The organism is Streptomyces sp. SD31 (genome assembly GCF_052068475.1).
In the GTDB taxonomy this organism is placed as follows: Bacteria; Actinomycetota; Actinomycetes; order Streptomycetales; family Streptomycetaceae; genus Streptomyces.
In genome coordinates, this window is record NZ_JBQHCX010000012.1 from 45,348 (window position 1) to 67,450 (window position 22,103).

At 70.8% G+C, this 22,103-nt stretch carries 21 protein-coding genes; 11 read left to right on the forward strand and 10 right to left on the reverse strand.

What is annotated here, in order from left to right:
* Positions 1 to 34: 34 nt before the first annotated feature.
* The 4 genes from ACTMVF_RS25260 to ACTMVF_RS25275 form a co-directional block, all read right to left on the reverse strand.
* Positions 35 to 2,113: a TerD family protein gene (locus tag ACTMVF_RS25260; protein ID WP_441273394.1), complete on the reverse strand. Its 2,079-nt coding sequence runs from the start codon at positions 2,111 to 2,113 to the stop codon at positions 35 to 37.
* Positions 2,114 to 2,184: 71 nt separating this feature from the next.
* Positions 2,185 to 2,763 carry a TerD family protein gene (locus tag ACTMVF_RS25265; protein WP_441273395.1) on the reverse strand — a complete coding sequence of 193 codons (579 nt, stop codon included), beginning with the start codon at positions 2,761 to 2,763 and terminating at the stop codon, positions 2,185 to 2,187.
* Between the two features lie 197 nt (positions 2,764 to 2,960).
* Positions 2,961 to 5,114: an excinuclease ABC subunit UvrB gene (gene uvrB / locus ACTMVF_RS25270; protein ID WP_441273396.1), complete on the reverse strand. Its 2,154-nt coding sequence runs from the start codon at positions 5,112 to 5,114 to the stop codon at positions 2,961 to 2,963.
* 40 nt (positions 5,115 to 5,154) lie between these two features.
* On the reverse strand, positions 5,155 to 6,021 hold the full coding sequence (locus tag ACTMVF_RS25275) for an MHYT domain-containing protein (protein WP_441273397.1): 867 nt from the start codon (positions 6,019 to 6,021) through the stop codon (positions 5,155 to 5,157).
* A 278-nt stretch (positions 6,022 to 6,299) separates the two neighbouring features.
* Between ACTMVF_RS25275 and ACTMVF_RS25280 the strand changes: the two genes are divergently transcribed.
* The 3 genes from ACTMVF_RS25280 (at position 6,300) to ACTMVF_RS25290 (ending at position 9,315) form a co-directional block, all read left to right on the forward strand.
* Positions 6,300 to 7,169: a glycerophosphodiester phosphodiesterase gene (locus ACTMVF_RS25280; RefSeq protein WP_441273398.1), complete on the forward strand. Its 870-nt coding sequence runs from the start codon at positions 6,300 to 6,302 to the stop codon at positions 7,167 to 7,169.
* An 83-nt stretch (positions 7,170 to 7,252) separates the two neighbouring features.
* On the forward strand, positions 7,253 to 7,807 hold the full coding sequence (locus ACTMVF_RS25285; protein WP_441273399.1) for a methylated-DNA--[protein]-cysteine S-methyltransferase: 555 nt from the start codon (positions 7,253 to 7,255) through the stop codon (positions 7,805 to 7,807).
* Positions 7,808 to 8,028: 221 nt separating this feature from the next.
* Complete coding sequence (locus ACTMVF_RS25290) at positions 8,029 to 9,315, forward strand: MFS transporter (protein ID WP_441273400.1); 1,287 nt, start codon at positions 8,029 to 8,031, stop codon at positions 9,313 to 9,315.
* A gap of 175 nt (positions 9,316 to 9,490) precedes the next feature.
* On the opposite strand, the gene ACTMVF_RS25295 is transcribed toward ACTMVF_RS25290, so the two are convergent.
* Entirely contained in the window at positions 9,491 to 9,919 is a 429-nt protein-coding gene (locus ACTMVF_RS25295; RefSeq protein ID WP_441273401.1) for a VOC family protein, read from the reverse strand.
* Between the two features lie 99 nt (positions 9,920 to 10,018).
* On the opposite strand from ACTMVF_RS25295, the gene ACTMVF_RS25300 reads away from it, so the two are divergent.
* Together ACTMVF_RS25300 and ACTMVF_RS25305 are read left to right on the forward strand one after the other, a co-directional pair.
* On the forward strand, positions 10,019 to 10,927 hold the full coding sequence (locus ACTMVF_RS25300) for a pseudouridine-5'-phosphate glycosidase (protein WP_441273598.1): 909 nt from the start codon (positions 10,019 to 10,021) through the stop codon (positions 10,925 to 10,927).
* A gap of 29 nt (positions 10,928 to 10,956) precedes the next feature.
* Positions 10,957 to 11,892: a carbohydrate kinase family protein gene (locus ACTMVF_RS25305; RefSeq protein WP_441273599.1), complete on the forward strand. Its 936-nt coding sequence runs from the start codon at positions 10,957 to 10,959 to the stop codon at positions 11,890 to 11,892.
* Between the two features lie 54 nt (positions 11,893 to 11,946).
* Here the strand turns inward: ACTMVF_RS25305 and ACTMVF_RS25310 are convergent, their stop codons facing one another.
* On the reverse strand, positions 11,947 to 12,741 hold the full coding sequence (locus tag ACTMVF_RS25310; protein ID WP_441273402.1) for a methyltransferase: 795 nt from the start codon (positions 12,739 to 12,741) through the stop codon (positions 11,947 to 11,949).
* Between the two features lie 314 nt (positions 12,742 to 13,055).
* On the opposite strand from ACTMVF_RS25310, the gene corA reads away from it, so the two are divergent.
* Positions 13,056 to 14,183 carry a magnesium/cobalt transporter CorA gene (gene corA / locus ACTMVF_RS25315; protein ID WP_441273403.1) on the forward strand — a complete coding sequence of 376 codons (1,128 nt, stop codon included), beginning with the start codon at positions 13,056 to 13,058 and terminating at the stop codon, positions 14,181 to 14,183.
* A 99-nt stretch (positions 14,184 to 14,282) separates the two neighbouring features.
* Here corA and ACTMVF_RS25320 read toward each other — a convergent pair whose 3' ends face one another.
* The 3 genes from ACTMVF_RS25320 to ACTMVF_RS25330 form a co-directional block, all read right to left on the reverse strand.
* A complete protein-coding gene (locus ACTMVF_RS25320; protein ID WP_441273404.1) occupies positions 14,283 to 14,720 on the reverse strand; it encodes a CBS domain-containing protein in 438 nt (145 codons plus the stop codon).
* 134 nt (positions 14,721 to 14,854) lie between these two features.
* Positions 14,855 to 15,268 (reverse strand): PPOX class F420-dependent oxidoreductase, encoded by a 414-nt coding sequence (locus ACTMVF_RS25325; protein ID WP_441273405.1) that lies wholly within the window; start codon positions 15,266 to 15,268, stop codon positions 14,855 to 14,857.
* A gap of 127 nt (positions 15,269 to 15,395) precedes the next feature.
* The gene (locus ACTMVF_RS25330; protein ID WP_441273406.1) at positions 15,396 to 16,037 is read right to left on the reverse strand and encodes a uridine kinase; all 642 of its coding nucleotides are present in this window, start codon (positions 16,035 to 16,037) and stop codon (positions 15,396 to 15,398) included.
* Between the two features lie 66 nt (positions 16,038 to 16,103).
* Here ACTMVF_RS25330 and ACTMVF_RS25335 point away from each other — a divergent pair, with 66 nt between their 5' ends.
* From ACTMVF_RS25335 to ACTMVF_RS25350, 4 genes are all read left to right on the forward strand, one after another.
* Positions 16,104 to 16,346 carry a hypothetical protein gene (locus ACTMVF_RS25335; RefSeq protein ID WP_441273407.1) on the forward strand — a complete coding sequence of 81 codons (243 nt, stop codon included), beginning with the start codon at positions 16,104 to 16,106 and terminating at the stop codon, positions 16,344 to 16,346.
* A gap of 65 nt (positions 16,347 to 16,411) precedes the next feature.
* On the forward strand, positions 16,412 to 17,107 hold the full coding sequence (locus ACTMVF_RS25340; RefSeq protein WP_441273408.1) for a DUF2293 domain-containing protein: 696 nt from the start codon (positions 16,412 to 16,414) through the stop codon (positions 17,105 to 17,107).
* A 553-nt stretch (positions 17,108 to 17,660) separates the two neighbouring features.
* Positions 17,661 to 18,140, forward strand: coding sequence for an anthrone oxygenase family protein (locus tag ACTMVF_RS25345; RefSeq protein WP_441273409.1), 480 nt, complete (start codon positions 17,661 to 17,663; stop codon positions 18,138 to 18,140).
* A gap of 144 nt (positions 18,141 to 18,284) precedes the next feature.
* Positions 18,285 to 19,772: a glutamate synthase subunit beta gene (locus tag ACTMVF_RS25350; protein WP_441273410.1), complete on the forward strand. Its 1,488-nt coding sequence runs from the start codon at positions 18,285 to 18,287 to the stop codon at positions 19,770 to 19,772.
* 30 nt (positions 19,773 to 19,802) lie between these two features.
* On the opposite strand, the gene ACTMVF_RS25355 is transcribed toward ACTMVF_RS25350, so the two are convergent.
* On the reverse strand, positions 19,803 to 20,324 hold the full coding sequence (locus ACTMVF_RS25355) for a carboxymuconolactone decarboxylase family protein (protein WP_441273411.1): 522 nt from the start codon (positions 20,322 to 20,324) through the stop codon (positions 19,803 to 19,805).
* 47 nt (positions 20,325 to 20,371) lie between these two features.
* Between ACTMVF_RS25355 and pdxR the strand changes: the two genes are divergently transcribed.
* Positions 20,372 to 21,865, forward strand: a complete 1,494-nt coding sequence (pdxR, locus tag ACTMVF_RS25360; RefSeq protein ID WP_441273412.1) for a MocR-like pyridoxine biosynthesis transcription factor PdxR — start codon at positions 20,372 to 20,374, stop codon at positions 21,863 to 21,865.
* The last annotated feature ends 238 nt before the right edge of the window (positions 21,866 to 22,103 follow it).

Sequence of the window (22,103 nt, forward strand, 5' to 3'; positions counted from 1 at the left end):
AAAAGAAAGGCCAAGTGCGCTGGTCAGGGGCTCTTTACCTGTGCTTGGCCCGGGCTGCGGAAACCTGCGTGAGCACCTGCTGAAGCACCTGGCTGCCGGGCGGCACGAGCGGGGGCTCATACGTCCAGGCATGCCCCACCCAGGGGTCTGCGAGGTGATCGTCCGGCACCGGGGTCAGTCGCAGCAGTGAACGCCACAGCGGGTCGAGCAACGGGCCGTAGGCAGCGGCCTCCTCGCGGTCCGCGACCATCATCAGGTGGACGCCGACGGCAGGCCCCTCGTCCGCCAGGTAGCGCAGCTGGTTCACGGCCCGGTCGTCGAAACCATGCGGGAAGTCATTGACGATCAGCAGCTGCTCGGAGGTGTCGAAACCGGGCGGCAGGGAGTCGGGGGCACCGCCCCGCAGCGCCATCTGCACCAGGTCGACGCGCTGAGTGAGCCGCGCGAGGATGTCCGCGACACCCGCCGCGCCCACGGCCGGCGGGGCCGCGAGCACGCCGGTCTGCACCAGCGGTGCGAGCGCCTGCGCGCCCGAACCTGCTGGATCGATGACGTGCACGGTGAACTCGCCCGCCGGGTAGACGGCGAGCAGTCGCGCCGCGTGCGCCACCGCCGTCTCCATCGCGAGCCGCCGCAGGTCGTGGGGATCGGTGAACGATCCGTCAAGCGATCCGCCGCGTCCGCTGTCGATCCACAGGCCGCGCTCCAGCGGCAGCCGGACCAGCATCGGTATGCGCAATTGGGCGCTCTCGGGCAGGTGGAGGTCGCCCAGGCGCAGCGCCATGGGGATCTCCATCGGTACGCGGTAGCCGTGCCAGACAGGGTTGTCCCACCGTGCGTACGCGGTCGGCAGCGCGGGTTCGACGACCTCGGACTCGGCGGTGAGCTGGGCCAGGTCCCGGTCGAGCGCCTCCCTGGCCTGGTTGACCAGCTGCGCGTGCTTGGCCTGGGCCGTCTCGCGTGCGGCGTCGCCCTGTCCACCGATCCGGCTGCGGGGATCCGACAGGACCTGGTCGAGCTCCTTCTCCATGCGCGCGTCGGCGAAGTCGACCGCGCTGCGGTAGGCGGCGGTCGTGCGGGCCAGGTCCTCGAACATGCCCCACACCTGGTTGTAGAGCCGCTCGTCCATGGACCAGCCGGTGGCGTCACCCGCGACCGGCCGCGCGGGCTGCCCGGGCTGGGCCGGGGGCGCGGTGGGCGGGGGCGGCGGCGGAGCCGCGTTCTGCCGGCGCGGGTGGCTGTAGTCAATTGGGCCGCCGGACGTGGGCGCGGACGGCTGGGTGGGATCGGTGGCGCCGGTTCCGCTCTGATACGACGGCTGCTGCGCGGGCTGGCCCGATACGCCGGGCGGCTGGGTGCCGTACGGGGCGTTCGGCTGCGGTGTGGGCTGCCCGGGCACGCCGGGCGCCTGGGTGCCGTATGGCGACGTCGCCTGCGGCGGTACGGGGCCGGAGGTGCCCTGTGGTGCGGGGCCGCCCTGGTCCGGGCCGAGTGCCGGTGCGGCCGTCTGCCGGGAGCGGTCGCCGTCCGGCCGGGGTGGGGGTGCCGGCACCGAGCGGGCCATGCCCTGGGCCACTGCGTCGTTGATGCCGCCGGCGAGTTGGTGGGCCTGGGGCAGTCCCTGGTCGGTGAAGAGGTCGGCGAGGCCGCCTGCGTAGCCCTGGCCGATGGCGCGCACCTTCCAGGCACCCTGGCGGCGGTAGAGCTCCAGGGCGACGACGGCCGACTCGGCCTCCAGGCCGGTGATGGTGTAGGACGCGACCTCGGTGCCGTCGAGGCCGGTAACCGCGACGAAGGGCGTGGCGACGGCACCGAACCGGGTCGGACCGGCGCCCCCGGCGGGCAGGGCGAGCAGCACACTGACGCGGTGGACGGCTTCCGGCATGGCGTCCAGGTCCACCGCGAGGCGGTGGTCGGCTGCCGCCTGCCGGGAGACCTCGAGGCCGGGCAGGGTGGGGGCGCCGGGGTGGGCCACCCATTCGACGCCGTGGATCCTGCCCTGCTCGTCGCCGAGCGTCGCTCCGGCCACGATCGGCGTGCCGGCCGAGACCCGGATCTCCAGACGGGCCTGGGAGAGCGGGTGGTTCTGCCCCCGCACCAGCTCGGCCGCCATGCCTTCGTCCCCCTGTGTCGCTTGTCGTGTGGTGTGCCGCTCGCCGGGCTGCTCCAGAGGTCCTTCAGGTCCTACAGGTGCGGCAGGATCGACGGCATCAGGTCCTGGAAGGTGCGGCCGTTGGCCGGCGTGCCGAGGGCCGTCATCGTCCAGCCCGGGCCGTTGCGGTGCACCTTCGCCATGATCTGGGCCGTGTAGGCGCCGCCGCCCGCGAGGGTGTAGCGGGCCAGCTCCTGACCGTTGGTCTCGTCGACCAGGCGGCAGAACGCGTTCTGCACCTCCTGGAAGGTCTGGCCCGTGAAGGAGTTCACGGTGAAGACGATCTGGTCGATGTGGACCGGAATGCGCGCGAGGTCGACGAGGATCGCCTCGTCGTCGCCGCCCTGGCCGACACCGCCGACGAGGTTGTCCCCCGTGTGGCGCACCGAGCCGTCGTCGCTCACCAGGTGGCGGAAGAAGACGACGTCGACCGGCTGCTTGTCCGCGAACAGGACCGCGGAGGCGTCCAGGTCGACCTCTCGCGTACGCGACCCGAACAGGCCGCGCCGGGGAGCCGCCTGCCAGCCGAGACCCATGCGCACCGCGGTCAGGCTGCCGCCGTCGTCCTTCTGCAGACTGATGGCCTGACCCTTGGTCATGTTGACGGTCACGTGCCGATTCCCCTCTCGAGCTGTCCCCTGTTGGCCGCGGACGCCGCGGATGACCAGAACCCTACGCAGGGCCACTGACAGTGCCGTACCCCGGTCCGCACTTTGTGTCGGTCTTGCAACACAGCGCGTGCTCGGCATGCCCTGGCGGGCCGTTCGAGGGCGCCGTTCCGGAGCGCTGACCGGCGCCCGTGGTCCCGTCAGGCGAGACCCGCCTCCTTCATCTGGCGCAGTTCCTTCTTCATCTCGGACACCTCGTCACGCAGCCGGGCCGCGATCTCGAACTGCAGATCCGCAGCGGCGGCGCGCATACGCTCCGTCAACTCCTCGATCTGCTCGGCAAGTTCGGCCGCCGGGCGGTCGGTCGGCACCGTCTCCTTGGACTTGGCCTTGCCCCTCGTGGGCTTGGCCGCCTTCGCGCCCTTGGCTGCCTTGTCACCGAGGGAGGGCACGGGTGCCTTGGTGCCCCGGCCGTCCTTCTTCGCGCGGTAACCCGTACCGAGCAGCTGCTCGGTGTCGACGTCCTCGCGGGCGATCTGCGCGACGATGTCGTTGATCTTCTTGCGCAGCGGCTGGGGGTCGATGCCGTTCGCCTTGTTGTACGCGACCTGCTTCTCCCGGCGGCGGTTGGTCTCGTCGATGGCCTTCTCCATCGCCGGGGTGATCTTGTCGGCGTACATATGGACCTGGCCGGAGACATTGCGCGCCGCGCGGCCGATGGTCTGGATGAGGGAGGTGCCGGAGCGCAGGAAGCCCTCCTTGTCGGCGTCGAGGATCGCCACCAGCGACACCTCGGGAAGGTCGAGGCCCTCGCGGAGGAGGTTGATGCCGACCAGGACGTCGAACTCGCCCGCGCGCAGTTCGCGCAGCAACTCGACGCGGCGCAGCGTGTCGACGTCACTGTGCAGATAGCGCACCTGGATGCCGAGCTCCAGGAAGTAGTCCGTGAGGTCCTCGGCCATCTTCTTGGTGAGGGTGGTGACCAGGACGCGCTCGTCCTTCTCCACCCGCTCCCGGATCTCGTGGACCAGGTCGTCGATCTGGCCTTCGGTCGGCTTGACGACGACTTCCGGGTCGACCAGGCCGGTGGGGCGGATGATCTGCTCGACCTGGCCATCTCCGCGGGAGAGCTCGTAGGTGCCCGGGGTAGCCGACAGATAGACCGTCTGCCCGATGCGCTCTTGGAACTCCTCCCACTTCAGGGGGCGGTTGTCGAGGGCTGAGGGCAGGCGGAAGCCGTGGTCGACGAGGGTGCGCTTGCGGGATGCGTCGCCCTCGTACATGGCTCCGATCTGCGGCACGGTGACATGCGACTCGTCGATGACGAGCAGGAAGTCCTCCGGGAAGTAGTCGATCAGGGTGTTCGGCGCGGAGCCGGGCGAGCGTCCGTCGAAGTGCATCGAGTAGTTCTCGACACCGGAGCAGCTGCCGATCTGACGGAGCATCTCGAGGTCGTACGTGGTGCGCATCCGTAGGCGCTGGGCCTCCAGGAGCTTGCCCTGCTTCTCCAGCTCGGCGAGGCGCTCGCCCAGCTCCTTCTCGATGTCGTTGACGGCACGCTCCATGCGCTCCGGGCCCGCGACGTAGTGGGAGGCCGGGAACACGTACAGCTGCTCGTCGTCGCTGATGATCTCGCCGGTGAGCGGGTGCAGCGTGGACAGGGCCTCGATCTCGTCGCCGAACATCTCGATGCGGACCGCGAGCTCCTCGTAGACCGGGAAGATCTCGATGGTGTCGCCACGCACCCGGAAGGTGCCGCGGGTGAAGGCCAGGTCGTTGCGCGTGTACTGGATGTCCACGAAGCGGCGCAGCAGCTGGTCCCGGTCGATCTCCTCACCGACCTTGAGAGGGACCATGCGGTCCACGTACTCCTGTGGAGTGCCGAGACCGTAGATGCAGGAGACCGAGGCGACCACGACGACGTCGCGGCGGGTGAGCAGCGAGTTGGTCGCGGAGTGGCGCAGGCGCTCGACCTCCTCGTTGATCGAGGAGTCCTTCTCGATGTAGGTGTCCGACTGCGGGACGTAGGCCTCGGGCTGGTAGTAGTCGTAGTACGAGACGAAGTACTCGACGGCGTTGTTCGGCAGCAGCTCGCGGAATTCGTTCGCCAGCTGGGCGGCCAGCGTCTTGTTCGGCGCCATCACCAGGGTGGGGCGCTGGAGCTTCTCGATCATCCACGCGGTGGTGGCGGACTTGCCTGTGCCGGTCGCGCCGAGCAGGACGACATCCTTCTCGCCGGCCTCGATGCGCCGGGCGAGCTCGGTGATGGCCTGCGGCTGGTCGCCGCTGGGCTGGTAGGGACTGACGACCTCGAAGGGCGCCACCGTGCGTTCGATGCTGGAAACGGGCCGCATGGAATCAACCGTACGACCCGCCACTGACAACGCGGCCCGATCAGTGGTTTTGCGGGGTGCGGGGCCCTCGCTGCCCGAGGGCGCGGCGGGGCCGCAGCGGCAGGCGGCGGGTCGGGGGCGGGACGGTGGCGTGGGCCGGGACGCCGGGCTTGTGCTCGACGGGGACGCCGGCCGGCTTCCCCATGACCATCTTCGGGTCGAACAGCATGACGGCGCCCGCGAGGAGCAGGAAGGCGAGCGGGCCGATCATCATGGGCGCGAGCAGGGCGGCGGGTGAGTCGCCCGTGGAGGGGGCCTCCGTGCCGTGCAGATGGACGCTGAGGGCGGCCATGCCGGTGTAGTGCATGCCGCTGACGGCGAGTCCCATGACGAGGCTCGCGCCCACGCTCCACATCAGCCCTCTGACCTGTCCGGCGGCCCACAGGGCGGCGGTGGCCGCCACCATGGCTATGGCGACGGAGACGGCGACGGTGAACGTGTTGTACTCCAGCTTGCCGTTGAGCCGCATGCCGGCCATGCCCATGTAGTGCATCGAGGCTATGCCCAGGCCGGTGATGGTGCCGCCGGTGAACAGGGCCGCTCCGCTGGCTCCCCTGTAGCCGACGATGAAGATCCCGACGCCCACCATGACGATGGCGACGGCCAGGCTCGCGAACGTCATCGGCTTGTCGTAGTGGATCGGCGTCTCCTTGACCGTGAACCCCATCATCGCGACGAAGTGCATGGTCCAGATGCCGGAGCCGATGGCCGCCGATCCCAGGGCGAGCCAGCCCGGCCGCCAGGACTGCGAGACGAGCATCGATCTGGTGGTGCAGCGCAGGCCGAGGGCACCGCCGAGGCAGGCCATCAGGTAGGCCACCAGCGGTGTGACGAGTCCGTAGCTGAATCCGTCGATCGTGCCCTGCATACGCGGCTGCCTTTCCCGCCCTCTTACGTCCCGGAACTCTGTGGAATGCGCCCCCTCCCAGGACCGCCCGAGCGGTCAGGGTTGAGGCAGAGAGTAACCCCCACCGGAATGGTCGAACGATTCTCCGGCAAAGAAACACGGCCTTGCCCCAGTTGTGCGGCACGAGTGAGCGGGCCTGGGCAACTCCATTCAATCTGTGGCCATTCTGTACACCCCCGCCGTTGACCCTCTGCTGTCACAGTTGAGCTGTCCGTGATCGTTCGACGCGAGGAGTACGCATGCACGCGCGCGCTGTCGCCGCCACGACGACCGCACTCCTGGGGGCCGCCGCTCTTCTGCTCCCCGCCTCCGCCGCCCGGGCCGGTGCCGAGCGGCCCACGATCATCGCCCACCGGGGGGCCTCCGCGTACGCCCCCGAGAACACGCTGGCCGCCGTCGACGAGGCCGCCGAGTTGGGCATCGGCTGGGTCGAGAACGACGTCCAGCGCACCAAGGACGGCGAGCTGGTCGTCCTCCACGACGACAATCTGAAGCGCACGACCGATGTGGAGGAGGTCTTCCCCGACCGGGCGCCGTGGAAGGTGAAGGACTTCACCGCCGCCGAGATCGCCCGCCTGGACGCGGGCAGTTGGTTCGGCCCCGCGTACGCGGGCGAGCGCGTACCGACGCTGGAGCAGTTCATGGACCGCGTGGAGCTGCACCATCAGAAGCTGCTCCTGGAGATCAAGAACCCCGACCTGTACCCCGGCATCGAGCGGCAGACCCTCAAGGTCCTGGGCAACGAGGGCTGGCTCGACCCGGACCACCTCGCGAGGCGGCTGATCGTGCAGAGCTTCAGTGCCGACAGCATGCGAACCGTCCACGAGCTCAAGCCGGCCGTGAAGACCGGATTCCTCGGGACCCCGGCTGTGGCGGACCTGCCCTGGTACGCGACCTTCGTCGACCAGATCAACCCCTCGCACTCCTCCATCTCCACGGACTATGTCGCCTCCGTCCATGAGTTCGAGGGACCGCAGGGCGAGCCGCTGGAGGTCTTCACCTGGACCGTGAACGACGCGGACACGGCCCGGCTCGTCGGCAGGTACGGAGTGGACGGCATCATCACCAACAGTCCCGACGTGGTGCGGGACGCGTTCCCCAAGGGCTGAGGCCCGACGGCCCCCGGCACTCCCGCCCGGCAGCCGGTGCCCGGTCCCGGGCCGTTGTCAGTGGTGGGTCGTACGGTGGGCGCATGGACAGCCATGGGCAGTACGAGCAGCAGGTCGTGTGGGCCGTCGTCGGTACCGACATCGGTCCGCTGATGCTGGCCGCGACCCGCGACGGCCTGGTCAGCGTCGTGTTCCACGCCACGGAGAGCGTGCGCGACCAGACACTGGACCGACTGGCGTCCCGGCTGGGCGCCGAGCCGGTCGAGGCGCCCGGCTCTCCACTGCTGGCCCAGGCGATACGCCAGGTGGAGGAGTACTTCGCGGGCGCCAGGCGCGACTTCGAGCTGCCGCTGGACTGGTCGCTCATCTCCGGCTTCAACCGGCAGGTGCTGCGCGAGCTGGCGTCCGGTGTCCCGTACGGCACGGTCGTCGGGTACGGCGACCTGGCGGGACGGGTGGGGCAGCCGGGCGCGGCCCAGGCGGTGGGGATGGCGATGGGCGCCAATCCGCTGCCGGTCGTCGTGCCCTGCCACCGGGTCGTGGAGAGCGATGGCGGCATCGGCGGGTTCGGGGGCGGCCTGGAGACCAAGCGGAAGCTGCTCGCGCTGGAGGGGGTGCTGCCGGAGCCGCTGTTCTGAGGGCTTTCGACTTCCGGTCTTTCGCAGAGCTGGACGGGCGAGAGAAGACAGGCGGGAGAAGAGGGGGAGACTGCGCCTGTGACGACATATTTCACCCGGCTGCACGCGGCCGGTTTCACTCACCTGTACGCGGCCGGTCCGGTGTGCCGTTCCGTACCGGCAGGTCCGGGGGGCCGCTCCATGTGGGCCACCCGGGCGCGCCGAACAGCCGGGTGTGCATCGTGACCGCCGTCGTGCGAGGGGCCGTCGCGTCCGTCACGCCCGACCGGTTGCCGGCCCTGCGGCGCCGTATCTCGGCCGTTCTGATCGCGACGCAGATCCTGGGCGGGCTGGGCGTCGCCACCGGCATCGCGCTCGCGGCCGTCCTGGCGACGGAGGTCAGCGGCACCGAGTCGCTGGCCGGGCTCGCGCCCACCGCGACCGTGGCCGGTACGGCGGTGCTGTCGATGCCGCTGGCCGCGCTGATGACCGCGCGCGGGCGGCGGCCCGGACTCGTCCTGGCCTATCTCATCGGAGCCCTGGGCGCCGGTGTCACGGTGATCGCGGCCGGCATCGGGAGCTTTCCGCTGCTGCTGTGCGGGATGGCAGCGTTCGGCGCGGCCTCGTCGGCGAACCTCCAGGCGCGTTTCGCGGCCGCCGATCTGGCCGAGCCGGAGCGGCGGGCCCGGGCCATCTCGCTCGTCGTGTGGGCCACGACCATCGGCGCGGTCGTCGGCCCGAACATCGCCTCGCCCGCCGGTCGGAGCGTCACGGGCCTCGGGATACCCGCGGCGGCGGGTCCGTTCCTGTGGGCGGCCGGGATCTTCCTGATATCCGCGGTCGTGGTGGCCGTACTGCTGCGGCCGGATCCGTTGCTGACGGCGCGTGCGCTCGCGCCGGCCGAGGAGCAGTCGCCCGCGGCCCGTTCACTGCGCGCTGGGATGGCAGCCGTGGCCGCCTCGCCGCGGGCGCGGCTCGCGGTGGTGACCGTTGCCGTGGCGCACACAGCGATGGTGTCGGTGATGGCGATGACCCCGGTCGACCTCGCGCACCACGGCGCGGGCATCGATCTGATCGGGCTGGTCATCAGCGGCCACATCGCGGGCATGTACGCGTTCGCGCCCCTCATGGGACGGTTGTCGGACCGGCTGGGGCGGCTGTCCGGGATCGGGCTCGCCGTGGGGCTGCTGGCATGCGCGGTGTTCCTCGCCGGTACCGCAGGCGGCGGTCACGGGCAGACGGCCGTCGGGCTCTTCGTGCTGGGCCTCGGCTGGTCCGCGGCGCTCGTCTCCGGTTCCGCGCTGCTCACGGACTCCGTTCCGCAGCCCGCGCGGGCCGCCGCTCAGGGGCTGTCGGACCTCGTCATGAACGCCTCCGCCGGCGTCGGTGGCGCGGCCGCGGGGCTGGTCGTCGCCCAGGCAAGCTACGGCTGGCTGAACTTCACCGCCGCCTGCCTGCTGCTCCCGTTGGCGGCGCTGGCGCTGTTCACACGGGGCAGACGGGCCGCCGATGTTCCGGTGGGCGACTGACGTCAGTACTGGCTCACCGCACGCCCAGACGCGGAGGAGGCCAGGTGCTTCCGGTGGCCGCTGGTACCCGTAGCCGCCGGTTCCGATCCTCGCCAGCCGAAAGGACGGCTGTCACGCATGCGCGGAAACACGGCAGTGGCCAGGGCTACGCACGCGTGGCCTCCTCCTCAGCGCGCTAGTCGTAGTGCCGGGCTTCGAAGACGTTGCCGTCGGGGTCGCGGAAGTAGAAGCTGCGCCTGGCCTTGCCGCGTGCGCCGAAGGAGTCGTACGAGTAGTCCGACACGGGCACGTCGTGCTCCTCCAGGTGGGTGCGCAGCCCGTGGAAGTCGGCCTCCGGCAAGGACAAGCAGACGTGATTGACCGGGTGTCCCGCGCTGCGGGCAGCGCCGGGGAGCATCTTCATGCGCTCCGCCATGGCCATCGGCATGAGGTCGAGGATGGTCTCCTCGTTGACGCGCACCGAGGGAAACGGCGCCTCGCCCGCGGTGAACTCGGTGAGCCTGATCGGTGCCATACCGAGCGTCTTCTCGTAGAACTCGGCCGAGGCGGCCGGGTCGCGCACCCACAGGACCACATGGTCGAGACGTGTCGTGTTGTCGGTCATGTGTCCCAGGCTGGTGTCGTCTCCCACAGGCCGCAAGGGTTTGACCGGGCGTGCCGCCCGCCAGAGATGAGGGAAGACCGAACGACAGGAGGCATGCGCGTGGTGCTGGTGGTGTCCGAAGAAGTGCGGGAGGCGATCAACGCGCGTCAACCCGTGGTGGCCCTGGAGTCCACGATCATCGCGCACGGGCTGCCGCGCCCGCGCAATCTGCGGGTGGCGCTGGAGCTGGAGGACGTCGTACGGCGGGAGGGCGCGATTCCCGCGACGATCGCCGTGCTGGACGGGCGGCCCCATGTCGGGCTGGACAAGGAGCAGTTGGAGCGGATCGCGAACGAGGACGGGATCCGCAAGCTGGGGCACCGGGATCTGCCGCTCGCGGTGGCCGCCGGGGCGAGCGGGGCGACCACGGTGTCGGCGACGGCTCTGCTGGCGGCGCTCGCCGGCGTACGGGTGTTCGCGACGGGCGGGCTCGGCGGTGTGCACCGGGAGTGGACGGTGACACAGGACGAGTCGGCCGACCTGGGGCTGCTGGCGCGCACGCGGATCACCGTGGTGTGTGCCGGGGTGAAGTCGATCCTTGACGTCCCGGCGACCCTGCAGCGCCTGGAGACCCTCGGCGTCGCGGTCGCCGGTTACCGCACCGAGCGCTTTCCCGGCTTCTATCTGTCCGACTCGGGGCATCCGGTGGACTGGAGGCTTCAGTCACCTCAGGAGGTGGCCGGGGTGATGCGCGCTCAGGACGCGCTGGACGGACCCGAGTCGGCGCTGATCGTCGCCAATCCGGTGCCGGAAGCGGAGCAGTTGGATCCCGAGCTGCACGCGCGTGTGCTCGCCGACGCGCTGCACGCGTGCGAGGAGCAGGGCGTCACCGGTCAGGCGGTCACGCCGTTCCTGCTGGACTACTTGGTACGGCATACGGACGGTGCCTCGCTGAGCGCCAATCTCGCGGCGGTGCGCGGCAACGTAAGGCTGGCGGGGCGAATCGCGGCAGCCTGGGCCGGGGCGTGAGCGAGCCGGGCAGCGGGACGGGGCGCGGCGTGGCCGGCCAGGGGCCCGCCCCAGCCGACGAGCGCGGCGGGGCCCTGCTGGTCGTCGGGGACGTGGTGACGGATGTCATCGCCCGGCACCGGGGGCCGCTCGCCTCGGGCACGGACACGGCCGCGGCCATCAGGACGGTGCCGGGCGGGGCGGGCGCCAATGTGGCCTGTTGGGCCGCGTATTGGGGTGGTCCTCAGGTGCGGCTCCTGGGGCGGGTCGGCACGGACGCAGCCGCGTGGCACGAGCGGGAACTGGCCGCGAGCGGAGTCCGGCCCCGTCTCGTCGTGGATCCGCAGGCGCCGACCGGGACGGTGATCTGCCTGGTCGACACGGGCGCCGCTGCCGAGCGGACGTTCCTCACCGACAGCGGGGCATCCCTGCGGCTCGGCCCCGACGACTGGTCGGACACGCTGCTCGACGGCGTCGCCCGGCTGCACCTCTCGGGCTATCTGTTGTTCTCCGAGCCGAGCCGGGCGCTGGTGGCGGTGGCTCTGGCGTCGGCACGCGCGCGGGGTGTTCCGGTGAGTCTGGATCCGGCGTCGGCCGGCTTCCTCGTGGAGCTGGGCGTCGGCCGTTTCCTGGCGCTGGTGGAAGGGGTGGACGTCCTGCTGCCCAGCCGTGACGAGGCGTGCCTCCTCACGGGGTTGTCCGACGCGGCGGACGCGGCGGCCAAGCTGAGCCGTCAGGTGCCGTTGGTGGTGGTCAAGCAGGGCGCGGACGGTGCGCTGGTGGCGCGGTCCGGCGCTGTGCGCGCCCATGTCCCCGCCGCGCCGGCGACGCCGAGGGACACGACGGGGGCGGGTGACGCCTTCACGGGCGCCTTCCTCGCGGCCCTGCTCGCGGGCGCCGGGCCCGAGGGTGCGGCGCGGGAGGGGTGCCGGGCGGGTGCGCTGGCGGTGAACCGGGTGGGTGGAAGGCCGCCCACGGCGCAGTGACGACGACCGGCTTCTACCGACTGTGCTGAGTCCATGTCAGTTCTCGCTGCCCGTCTACGCCTTGCGGCCCCATGCCGAGATCATCGGGGCGGTGGCCAGGTCCATGCCTCCGGCGGCGACGTTGGCGAGGTGGCGGTCGATGTCCTTGTCGGTGGCGAGGCCCTCGGTGACGAGCCGGTCGCGGACCTGGCGGATGGTGGCCGACTCCAGGGCAGCGCAGGCGGGCGAGGCGACCGGGAAGTACGCGTCGGCCTCCACCTGGCGCAGACCTGCCTCACGGAGCAGGCGCGGGAGTCGGCGGCCGTAGGAGAGGTCGGCGCCGCGGTCGGCGAGCAGTTTGCGGAAGCCCTTGCGGAGTCGGTTCGCCAGTTGCTGTTCGGGGCCGTACTCGTCGGGGCAGAGCAGGGGCTGCAGAGCGGGGTCGGCGTCCTCGATCAGGAGCCGGCCGCCGGGGCGCAGGGCACTGATCATCGAGCGCAACGCCCGTTCACGGTCGGGCACATGCACGAGCACGAGCCGGGCGTGCACCAGGTCGAACCCGTCCCCCGGCGGCTCGTCCACACCCACGTCGTGGACGCGGACCTCGACCGGCGGACGGCCGGCCGGGGTGAGCTGTGTGGTGTCGATGTCGGTGGCGACGACACGTCCGGTCGGGCCGACCTTCTTGGCCAGCCAGGCCACCACGGAGGTGCCACCGGCGCCCACCTCCCAGCAGAGCCAGCCGGGCCCGACGCCGAGCCGTTCGAGGTGTCGGAACGTCGTGGGGTCGAAGAGAGTGGCGAAGGCGTCGAAGCGCTCGCCCGCCTCGTCCTGCTGATTACCGAGGAGATACCCGTGGGTTCGCGTCATGATGCGATCATCCCAGTTGCCCGGCTTGTCCGGAGAGGGCGACGCTCGGCAGGGCGGTGCCGAATTCGGCAGGACGGCCCTGAATCCCGTAGGGCCGCCGCTTTCGAGTGGCGACGCCGGGACGGAACCTTCATCCACAGCCGGGAACAAAGCGGAACCACCTGCTCCCACAGGCTTACCCACGTCTCACACCCACCTGGCAAACTGGCGGGCCAGGGCGCACAGATGCGGCGCACCGCGAACGAACCGAAGGGGCTGGAGCGCCCCGGAGGCGAGTCGCACTTCAACGGGGAGATCCACGCAAGGAGATCCAGATGTCCATGGCAGGGAATCTGCGGAAGGTCACGGGCCTCAGCAAAGTCGGCGGCCTCCGCAAGGTGGCACGGCTGACTCGACGGCGCCCTCGCGTCGACCTCAGCCATCCCGCCAGGTCCCCGCTGGGCTCCTCGGTGGTGAACTGCGTGACGTACCGGGACGGCGTACGGGTCCCGGAGAGCGGCGATCTGGTCGACGTCGTGCAAAAGGTACGCAAACGCGGCGCCGGATTCGTCTGGCTCGGCCTCCATGAGCCTACGGACCAGGAGTTCGCGGGCATCGCCGAGCTGTTCTCCCTGCATCCACTCGCCGTCGAGGACGCGGTCGAGGCGCATCAGCGGCCGAAGCTGGAGCGCTACGACGAGACACTGTTCGCGGTGTTCAAGACGGTCTGCTACGTCGAGCACGAGGAACTCACGGCGACGAGCGAGGTCGTGAACACCGGCGAGATCATGGTGTTCGTCGGCCGGGACTTCGTGATCACGGTGCGGCACGGGCGGCACGGCTCGCTGGGCCCGTTGCGCGAGGAGCTGGAGTCGAGCCCCGAGCAGCTCGCCAAAGGTCCCGCCGCGGTGCTGCACGCGATCGCGGACCATGTGGTCGACGACTATCTGAGCGTCACCGACTCGATGCAGGAGGACATCGACCAGGTCGAGACGGATGTATTCGCGGAGAACGGCGCGCGGGCCGACCCGGGCCGGATCTACCAGCTCAAGCGGGAACTCCTCGAGCTGAAGCGAGCCGTGGTTCCGCTGAGCCGCCCGCTCGAGGAACTGGCCACGCGGCCCATCCGGGTGGTCGATCCGGAGATACAGGCCTACTTCCGCGACGTCTCCGACCATCTGCTGCGGGCCAAGGAGCACATAGCCGCCTTCGACGAACTGCTGAACTCGATCCTGCAGGCGCACCTGGCACAGGTCACGGTCGCGCAGAACGAGGACATGCGGAAGATCACGGCCTATGCCGCGATCGTCGCCGTACCGACGATGGTGTGCGGGCTGTACGGGATGAACTTCGACTACATGCCGGAGCTGCGCTGGACGTACGGCTATCCGCTGGTCATAGGCGTGATATCCGTGGCGTGTGTGACGCTGTACCGCGGCTTCCGACGCAACGGATGGCTCTGACGTTCCCCTCGGCCGGCCTCCGGCCGACTGCGGTGCGTCCCCGTCGGGCACGGTCGGCCGGACGGGGACGGCACATCAGGTGAGGGAACGTTCGCCGGGTCAGTGCGTCGTCGGCGCCGTGGTCCTGGCGTAGACGCTCTCGGCCCAGTGGGCGACCTCGTCCTCCGGCAGGTTCCGGGCCAGATCGGCCTCGCTGATCATGCCGACCAGGCGCTTGTTCTCGATGACCGGGAGCCGGCGGATCTGGTGCTCCTTCATCTCCCGGAGCACCTCGCTGATGTCGGCGTTGGCATCGATCCAGCGCGGGGTGCCGTGGGCCATCTCGCCGGCGGTGACCTTGCTCGGGTCGCGCCCCACGGCCACGCAGCCGATGACGATGTCGCGGTCGGTGAGGATGCCGCAGAGCCGCTCGTTTTGGTCGCTGATGGGCAGGGCTCCGACGCCCAGCTCGCGCATGAGCTGGGCGGCGCGGTCCAGGGTCTCGTGGGCCGGGATCCACTGGGCGCCACGGTGCATGATGTCTCCGGCAGTGGTCATGGAATACCTCCCGATGCCGGACGGCCGGCGCGGCGCAGGACGCACCGCTAGTCCCGGCGCCCTTCATTCTTGCCGTGCCACCCGACACCCGCACCTGGAACCGAGCGGTGACGGCCCCCGGCAGCGGGCGGCGATCAGGCCGAGAAGCCCACGATCTTCCGCGGGACGACGCGGATGATCACCCGGGTTTCGTCGTCCTTCTCGGCGGGCGGATCGATGCCCAGGTACTTGTGCGAGAGCTCGAAGGGGAGCCGCTTGGCGTCGTCCGGGAGTATCTCGGCGGTGCCGCGGATCTCGACGGAGGTGTAGGGGTTGGCGAGGTCGTAGACCGAGACGCTGATGCGGGGGTCGCGGCGGAGGTTGCGCACCTTCTGGCGGGCGTCGACGGAGGAGAAGAGCACGGTGTCGCCCTCGCGTTTGATCCAGACCACCGAGTTCTGCGGGGCGCCGTCGGGGCCGAGGGTGGCCACGCTGGCGAAGTTCCTGCCGTCGAGGAGGGAGCGGACGGAGTCGTCGAAGGAGATCGGATCAGCCGGGGAGGTCGTCATGGGTGACAGAGTAATTAAATGCACGTGCATATAGAAGTGGTTTTGCCGACTCGGGCTCAGCTACTCAAAGACTCAGCCACTCACCGCCCAGCCACCCAACCGCCCAGCCACCCAGCCGTCCTACCGCTCAGCCACTCCACGCCGGGTGCCGCGGATCGTCGGCACGCACCAGGACGTCCGCCATACCGGCAGGGTCGGTCTCGTGGTCGTAGCGCTCGAAGGCGGGGAGGGTCCAGTGCTCGGCCTCGGGGGTTCGGCGGCGCAGGGCACCGGGCGAGAGGAGGACATGGACGGTCAGGTCGAAGGGGAACCAGTGACGCAGCAGGAGGGGGCCGTGCAGCAACAGCAAGCCGCCGGGCGGGAGTTGGACGTAGGAACTACGGGTGGCTCGGTCGGTGACCGGGTCCCACAGGTCGGGCAGGACGCGACCGTCGCCGCCGGGTTCGAGAGGGCCGAAGACCTCCCGCCACAGGGCACCGGTGTCGAACCAGCCGTCGTAATAGGCGTCCACGTCCCGGTGGCCGTACTCCAGGCGGATCGAGGCGGGGCGCAGGAAGCCCTCCGTGCCGACGGTGAGCGAGGGGCGGCCGCGTATGCGCAGCGCCTCACCGACGCGCTCGGCGAGGTCTCCCGGACGGGCTGCCGGAGCACCGTCGAAGGCGATGCGCGGCCAAGGGCTGCCATCGGCCGGCTTCAGGTCGAACAGCCGCTCCGCCAGCAGGTCGCCGAGCCGTTCCCAGGTGATCGCTTCGAGTCGCACACGGCCCATGATGCGGCAGGACGCGGTCTGGGTGCGGCGCCCTCCGCGGCCCCATCACCGCCGTCGCTCCCACCCTTGCCCCCGCTCACCCTCACCCCTGCCCTCACCATCACCCTCGTCCAGGCCCTCGACCTCGCCCTCGTCCTGCCCCTCCTCCCCCTCCCCCTCGCCCAGACCATCCCCGAATCCGAGCAGACCGCCTCCTGGCCCGAACCGATCGCCCCCGAACCCGATCAGACCGTCCCGGACCCGACCACGCCGTTCTCCAGACACGCTCGGTCGCGTTCCAGACCCGGTCGGGCCGTCTGCCCGGCCTGATCAGACGGCTTCTTGACCCAGGTCAGGGAGTTCCCCAGGCCTGCCCGGAGGGGAATGAACCCCGTATGGCACCGCTCGCAACTCCCCCGCCCCGAACCGGCCTTCTCGTGATCCAGCCCCTCAAACGGCGGCACTGTGCGGAGTGTCATGCGGGACCGTTGCAGATGCTCGTGCCGGAGGAGGGTGCGCCGCGGTGTCTCGACTGTGCCGACCTCGGACATCTGGTGTTTCTGCCGCGCGGCGACACGGCGTTGACGCGTCGGTCCCGGGAGGAGAGCGCGCTGTCGGCGGTGGTCGTACGGTTCAATCGACGCAGGGGCCGTTATGAGCGGCAGGGCGTCCTCGTCGAGGAGGCGGGGCTCGCCCGCGCCGAGGAGCGGTGCCTGGCGGACGCGGAGGCCCGGCGGCGGCGTCGGGTGCGGGACGCCCGGCGGCGGGCGCGGGAGGACGTGCTGTTCACGGAGGCGTTCGCGGGGGAGATACGGCGGCTATTCCCGGGGTGCCCGGCGGGCCGGGCGCGGGACATCGCCGCGCATGCGTCGGTGCGGGGCAGCGGACGGGTGGGGCGGAGTGCGGCGGGGCGGGCGTTGTCCGAGGCGGCGGTGACGTCGGCGGTCGTGGCGTCCGTACGGCATATGGATACGCCGTACGACCAGCTGCTGATGAGCGGGGTGCCTCGACACGAGGCTCGGCGCCGGATCGCGGCGGCGGTGGAGTCGACGTTGCGGGCGTGGCGGGCGGAGGTGTCGGGGGTCGGCTGAGAGTCCTCCAGAGAGGGGGAGCCGGAGGAAGGCCGTGTCAGGTGCGGTCGTTCGGCACCGCTGGGCAGCACGGTCGCCGTTGGGCGCCGGGCGGATCGATCACCGGCGACCGACGTAGGCAGGAACAGCCGAGCCGATGCCGCTGGCCGCGCGGGGCCGGGACGCGAACCGCCGGGCACGTGAACTGCGGAAAGCGGACCGCGGGCAGCGACCGCCGTCGAAAAGCGAACCGCCGGGGACGTGAACCGCGGAAAGCGAACCGCGGACAGCGACCGCCGAAAAGCGAACCGCCGGAAGGCGAACCACGGGGAAGCGACCCGCCGGAAGGCGAACCACGGGAAGCGACCCGCCGGAAAGCGAATCGGCCCCTGCACGATGCCTGCCGTATCAAGGCCCACCGTTCGCGGCGGCGCCGGTCCTCCGCCGCCCGGCCGGCCGCTCGCGTACGTGCGCGCAACGCTCGGCCATGGTCACGGATCTAGTACAAGGTTTCACTGGTGGTGCTGTAGGGAGCCGGGCAGGATCCCGGCGGGATGCGGGAGTTGACGTTTACATGATTGATGGACCGTACTTCGTACTGATCGTGGTCGGTGTGGTCGGCACCGGTCTCGTGGCCGGGGTCTTCTGTGCCTTCTCGACCTTCGTGATGCGTGGGCTCGCCGCGCTGCCGCCCGCGCAGGGCGTGGCCGCGATGAAGGCGATCAATGTGGCGGCGTTGTTGCCGGCGTTCATGCTGGTGTTCATAGGGTCGACGGTGCTGTGCGCGGTGATCGCCGTGGTGACGTTCGTGCTCTGGCCGGACGAGGCGACGGTGGAGTTGCTGCTGGGCAGTGCGCTGTATCTGTTCGGCTCGTTCGGGGTGACCATGGTGGCGAACGTGCCGCGCAACGAGGCGCTGCTCAAGCTCGACGCGGGTACTCCGGAGGCGGCCGCCTACTGGCCGACGTACGTGCGCGAGTGGACGGTGTGGAACCACGTCCGCGCGGTCGCCTCGGCCGCCGCGACGGTGTCCTACGTGCTGGCCCTCAGCTGACCCGCCCCGCGTCACCGGGGAGAAAGCGCTGTCCCGCCACTCTGCGCCCGCGGCCCGTGGGACGTATCGTGGCCGGAAGAGTGCCGCCCGATGACGCACGGCTCCAACACGTCACACGCGCACGCGCACGCAAGGAAGACGGCCATGGCCGATCCCAAGGGTTTCATGACCACCCCCCGCCAGGAGTGGCCGCGCCGGCCCGTCGAGGAGCGGGTCAAGGACTGGGACGAGGTGTACGTCCCCGGGGCGCTGCTGCCCATCATCAGCAAGCAGGCCGACCGCTGCATGGACTGCGGCATACCCTTCTGCCACGACGCCTGCCCGCTCGGCAATCTGATCCCCGAGTGGAACGACCTGGTGTCACGGGAGGACTGGCGGGCGGCCGCCGACCGGCTGCACGCGACGAACAACTTCCCCGAGTTCACGGGGCGGTTGTGTCCGGCGCCGTGCGAGGCGGGGTGCGTGCTGGCGATCAACCAGCCGGCCGTCACGATCAAGAACGTCGAGTGCGCGATCGCCGACCGCGCCTGGGAAGAGGGGTTCGCGCCGCCGAGCCCGCCGGACCGGCTGTCCGGGCGTACGGTCGCGGTGATCGGGTCGGGGCCCACCGGGCTCGCCGCGGCGCAGCAACTGACCCGGGCGGGGCACACGGTCGCCGTGTACGAGAAGGACGACCGGATCGGCGGGCTGATGCGGTACGGCATCCCCGAGTTCAAGATGGAGAAGCACCATCTGGAGCGCCGGATCGAGCAGATGCGGGCCGAGGGGACCAAGTTCCGTACGTCGACGGTGGTCGGGCGGGACATCGGGGCCGCCGAGCTGCGGTCGCGCTACGACGCCGTGGTGATCGCCACGGGGGCCACGGCCTGGCGTGAACTTCCCCTACCCGGGCGGGAGTTGAGCGGCATCCATCAGGCGATGGAGTATCTGCCGCTGGCCAACCGGGTGTGCGAGGGCGATCTGGAGACCTCCCCCATGTCCGCCGCCGGAAAGCATGTCGTCATCGTCGGCGGCGGGGACACGGGGGCCGACTGTCTCGGCACCGCCGTTCGGGAGGGCGCCGCCTCCGTGACCCAGCTCGACATCTACGCCCAGCCGGGTGCCGAGCGGGACGAGGACGCCGAGCCCTGGCCGACGTACCCGAAGATCTACCGTCTGTCGGCCGCGCACGAGGAGGCGCGCGATCTGCGGACGGCACCCGCGGCGGACGCGGACGCGCGACTGTTCGCGGCGTCCACGCTCCGCTTCACGGGTGACGCCGACGGACAGGTACGGTCGCTGCACCTGACCGAGGTGGACGCGCGGCGCAGCCCGCTGGCGGGCACCGAGCGGACGCTGCCCGCCGACCTCGTCCTGCTCGCCCTCGGCTTCTCCGGGCCCGACCGGGGAGACGGGCTGATCGACCAGTTGGGGCTGGAGCTGGAGCCTCGCGGCACGATCACCCGGGATGCCGGGTTCGCCACGAACGTCCCCGGCGTGTTCGCCGCGGGGGATGCCGCCCGGGGGCAGTCGCTCATCGTGTGGGCGATCGCGGAGGGGCGGGCGGTGGCGGCGGCCGTGGACCGTTATCTGACGGGGAGTTCGCGGCTGCCGGCGCCGATCTCGCCGTACGACCGCCCCATGTCCGTCTGACGGGCAGTGCTCGCGGGCGCGAGAAACGGCTCACCGGCGTATCTGACGCCGCTCGTCCGTCCCCGCCACCTTTGCCGTCGCCAGCGCCACCCTGTTCCACGTGTTGATCGTGAGGATCAGGGCCAGTACCTGTGCCAGTTCCGCCTCGTCGAAGTGGGCCGCGGCCTGGGCGTAGACGTCGTCGGGGACCCCACCGTCGGCCACCAGGGTCACCGCTTCCGTCAGGGCCAGGGCGGCCTGTTCCTTCTCGGTGAAGAAGTGGCGGGCCTCGCGCCAGACGGCGACCATGTGCAGCCGGTCCTCGCTCTCGCCGGCCTTGCGGGCGTCGGCCGTGTGCATGTGGAGGCAGTAGGCGCAGTGATTGAGGTGCGAGGCGCGGATCTGGATCAGTTCGACGAGTGCCGGGTCCAGGCCCTCGCGGGCGGCCGCGTCGAAGCCGACGATGGCGCGGAAGACCTTCGGGGCGGACTTCGCGAAGTCGAGGCGGGTGCGGGCGGCCTCGGCCTCGTTGATGGACTCGGCGAGCTTGGTGTCGATCGTGTTCGTCGTCATGTGGATCAACCTACGGGCCGAAAAGACCGGCGGTAGGGTGCATTTCCATGGCAGAATCGTGGGTCAATTTCGCGGAGCGGATCGGTGCCGACCTGCATTTGGACCTGTCCGAGTCGCCCGAGGCATCCGGATCCCCCGCGCCGGGCGGGCGGCGGGCCGCGTTGACCCGTGCGCTGCGTGAGGCGGTACGCGAGGGGCGGCTCGCGCCCGGTACCCGACTGCCGCCGTACCGTTCGCTCGCCGCCGACTTGGGCATCGCCCGAAACACCGTGGCCGACGCGTACGCGGAGCTGGTGGCCGAGGGCTGGCTCACCGCCCGCCAGGGGTCCGGGACGAGGGTGGCCGAGCGCGCCGAGCCCCTGCGACGCGGCGAGCGAGTGCCCCGTAAGGCGCCTCCACGCGCGCGTGGGCCTCGGCACGACCTGCGGCAGGGCACCCCGGACGCGTCGGCGTTCCCACGTGCGGCCTGGCTGGTCTCCTATCGGCGGGCCCTCCAGCAGGCACCGAACGAGGTCTTCGGGCCCGGCGATCCCGCCGGACGCGTGGAACTGCGGGAGGCGCTCACCGAGTACTTGGCACGCGCGCGTGGCGTGCGTACGGAGCCGGGCCGGATCGTGATCTGCTCCGGCTTCGCGCACGCCCTGCGGCTGCTGTTCGGCCAGGACGGAGGCCCAGGCGCAGGCGGCGGCGCAGGCGGCGGCGTGCTGCGCGGCCCGCTGGCCGTGGAGGCGTACGGGCTGGGCTTCCACCGCGAACTCCTCGCCGCCGCGGGCGTACGGACCGTACCGCTCCCCCTCGACGAGGACGGCGCACGCGTCGACCGGCTGGGACGCGAACGGGCCGTACTGCTCACGCCCGCGCACCAGTTCCCGACCGGCGGCCCGCTGCACCCCGAGCGGCGTGCCGCCGTGATCGACTGGGCACGCGCGCGTGGGGGCGTGATCCTGGAGGACGACTACGACGGGGAGTTCCGCTACGACCGTAAACCCGTCGGCGCCGTCCAGGGGCTCGATCCCGAGCGAGTGATCTTCATCGGCTCGGTCAGCAAGAGCCTGTCGCCGGCGGTGCGGCTCGGGTGGATGGTGCTGCCGGAGCGGTACGTCGACGACGTACTCGTGGCCAAGGGCGAGCGGGAGGCGTGGGCGAGCGTCCTCGATCAGCTGAGCCTCGCCGACTTCATCGTCTCCGGGGCGTACGACCGTCATGTACGGCGGATGCGGCAGCGGTACCGGAGCCGCCGCGACCGCCTCGTCACGGCGCTCGCAACGCACGCGCCGCACATCGAGGTCACCGGTGTCGCCGCCGGACTGCACGCAGTGCTGCGGCTGCCGCCCGGCACCGAACGCTCCACGGTCAAGGCCGCCACCTGGCAGGGCATCGCCCTGGACGGCCTCGCCGAGTTCCGGCACCCGGACGCCGTGGAGACGGCCATGCCGGTCCGCGACGGCATCGTCGTCGGATACGCGACGCCCTCGGAGCACGCGTACGGGGCGGCGCTGGAGGCGCTGTGCGGGGCGCTGCCGCCCGGTAAGGGCCGCTAAGGGTGGATAAATCACGCATTCCCGGCATACCGTCGCATTCGGATTTGTTCTCGCATGTGTCCGAAAGGTGACTTCCGGGCTACATGGATCCGAACAGGAGTGGGATCATCGGAGCAGGAGGTGTGCTGACGTCGTACCCGGCCCGGGACGGCAGCAGCTCGCCCCCATCCTTCGTTCCGTCGTCAGGCGCAGGGCCATCCCAGCGCGTCCCCCCTGTTGGCGGTCGGTCCTGGAGGGT

Bases quoted from the DNA above. Each gene is read 5' to 3' on its own strand.
- pdxR (WP_441273412.1), top strand. From the start codon at position 20,372: ATGGCAGAATCGTGGGTCAATTTCGCGGAGCGGATCGGTGCCGACCTG.
- ACTMVF_RS25310 (WP_441273402.1), bottom strand. From the start codon at position 12,741: ATGACGCGAACCCACGGGTATCTCCTCGGTAATCAGCAGGACGAGGCG.
- ACTMVF_RS25325 (WP_441273405.1), bottom strand. From the start codon at position 15,268: ATGACGACCTCCCCGGCTGATCCGATCTCCTTCGACGACTCCGTCCGC.
- uvrB (WP_441273396.1), bottom strand. From the start codon at position 5,114: ATGCGGCCCGTTTCCAGCATCGAACGCACGGTGGCGCCCTTCGAGGTC.
- ACTMVF_RS25340 (WP_441273408.1), top strand. From the start codon at position 16,412: ATGGCACCGCTCGCAACTCCCCCGCCCCGAACCGGCCTTCTCGTGATC.
- ACTMVF_RS25275 (WP_441273397.1), bottom strand. From the start codon at position 6,021: ATGCAGGGCACGATCGACGGATTCAGCTACGGACTCGTCACACCGCTG.
- ACTMVF_RS25285 (WP_441273399.1), top strand. From the start codon at position 7,253: ATGGACAGCCATGGGCAGTACGAGCAGCAGGTCGTGTGGGCCGTCGTC.
- ACTMVF_RS25320 (WP_441273404.1), bottom strand. From the start codon at position 14,720: ATGACCACTGCCGGAGACATCATGCACCGTGGCGCCCAGTGGATCCCG.
- ACTMVF_RS25330 (WP_441273406.1), bottom strand. From the start codon at position 16,037: ATGGGCCGTGTGCGACTCGAAGCGATCACCTGGGAACGGCTCGGCGAC.
- ACTMVF_RS25295 (WP_441273401.1), bottom strand. From the start codon at position 9,919: ATGACCGACAACACGACACGTCTCGACCATGTGGTCCTGTGGGTGCGC.
- ACTMVF_RS25355 (WP_441273411.1), bottom strand. From the start codon at position 20,324: ATGACGACGAACACGATCGACACCAAGCTCGCCGAGTCCATCAACGAG.
- ACTMVF_RS25350 (WP_441273410.1), top strand. From the start codon at position 18,285: ATGGCCGATCCCAAGGGTTTCATGACCACCCCCCGCCAGGAGTGGCCG.
- ACTMVF_RS25345 (WP_441273409.1), top strand. From the start codon at position 17,661: ATGATTGATGGACCGTACTTCGTACTGATCGTGGTCGGTGTGGTCGGC.
- corA (WP_441273403.1), top strand. From the start codon at position 13,056: ATGTCCATGGCAGGGAATCTGCGGAAGGTCACGGGCCTCAGCAAAGTC.
- ACTMVF_RS25260 (WP_441273394.1), bottom strand. From the start codon at position 2,113: ATGGCGGCCGAGCTGGTGCGGGGGCAGAACCACCCGCTCTCCCAGGCC.
- ACTMVF_RS25280 (WP_441273398.1), top strand. From the start codon at position 6,300: ATGCACGCGCGCGCTGTCGCCGCCACGACGACCGCACTCCTGGGGGCC.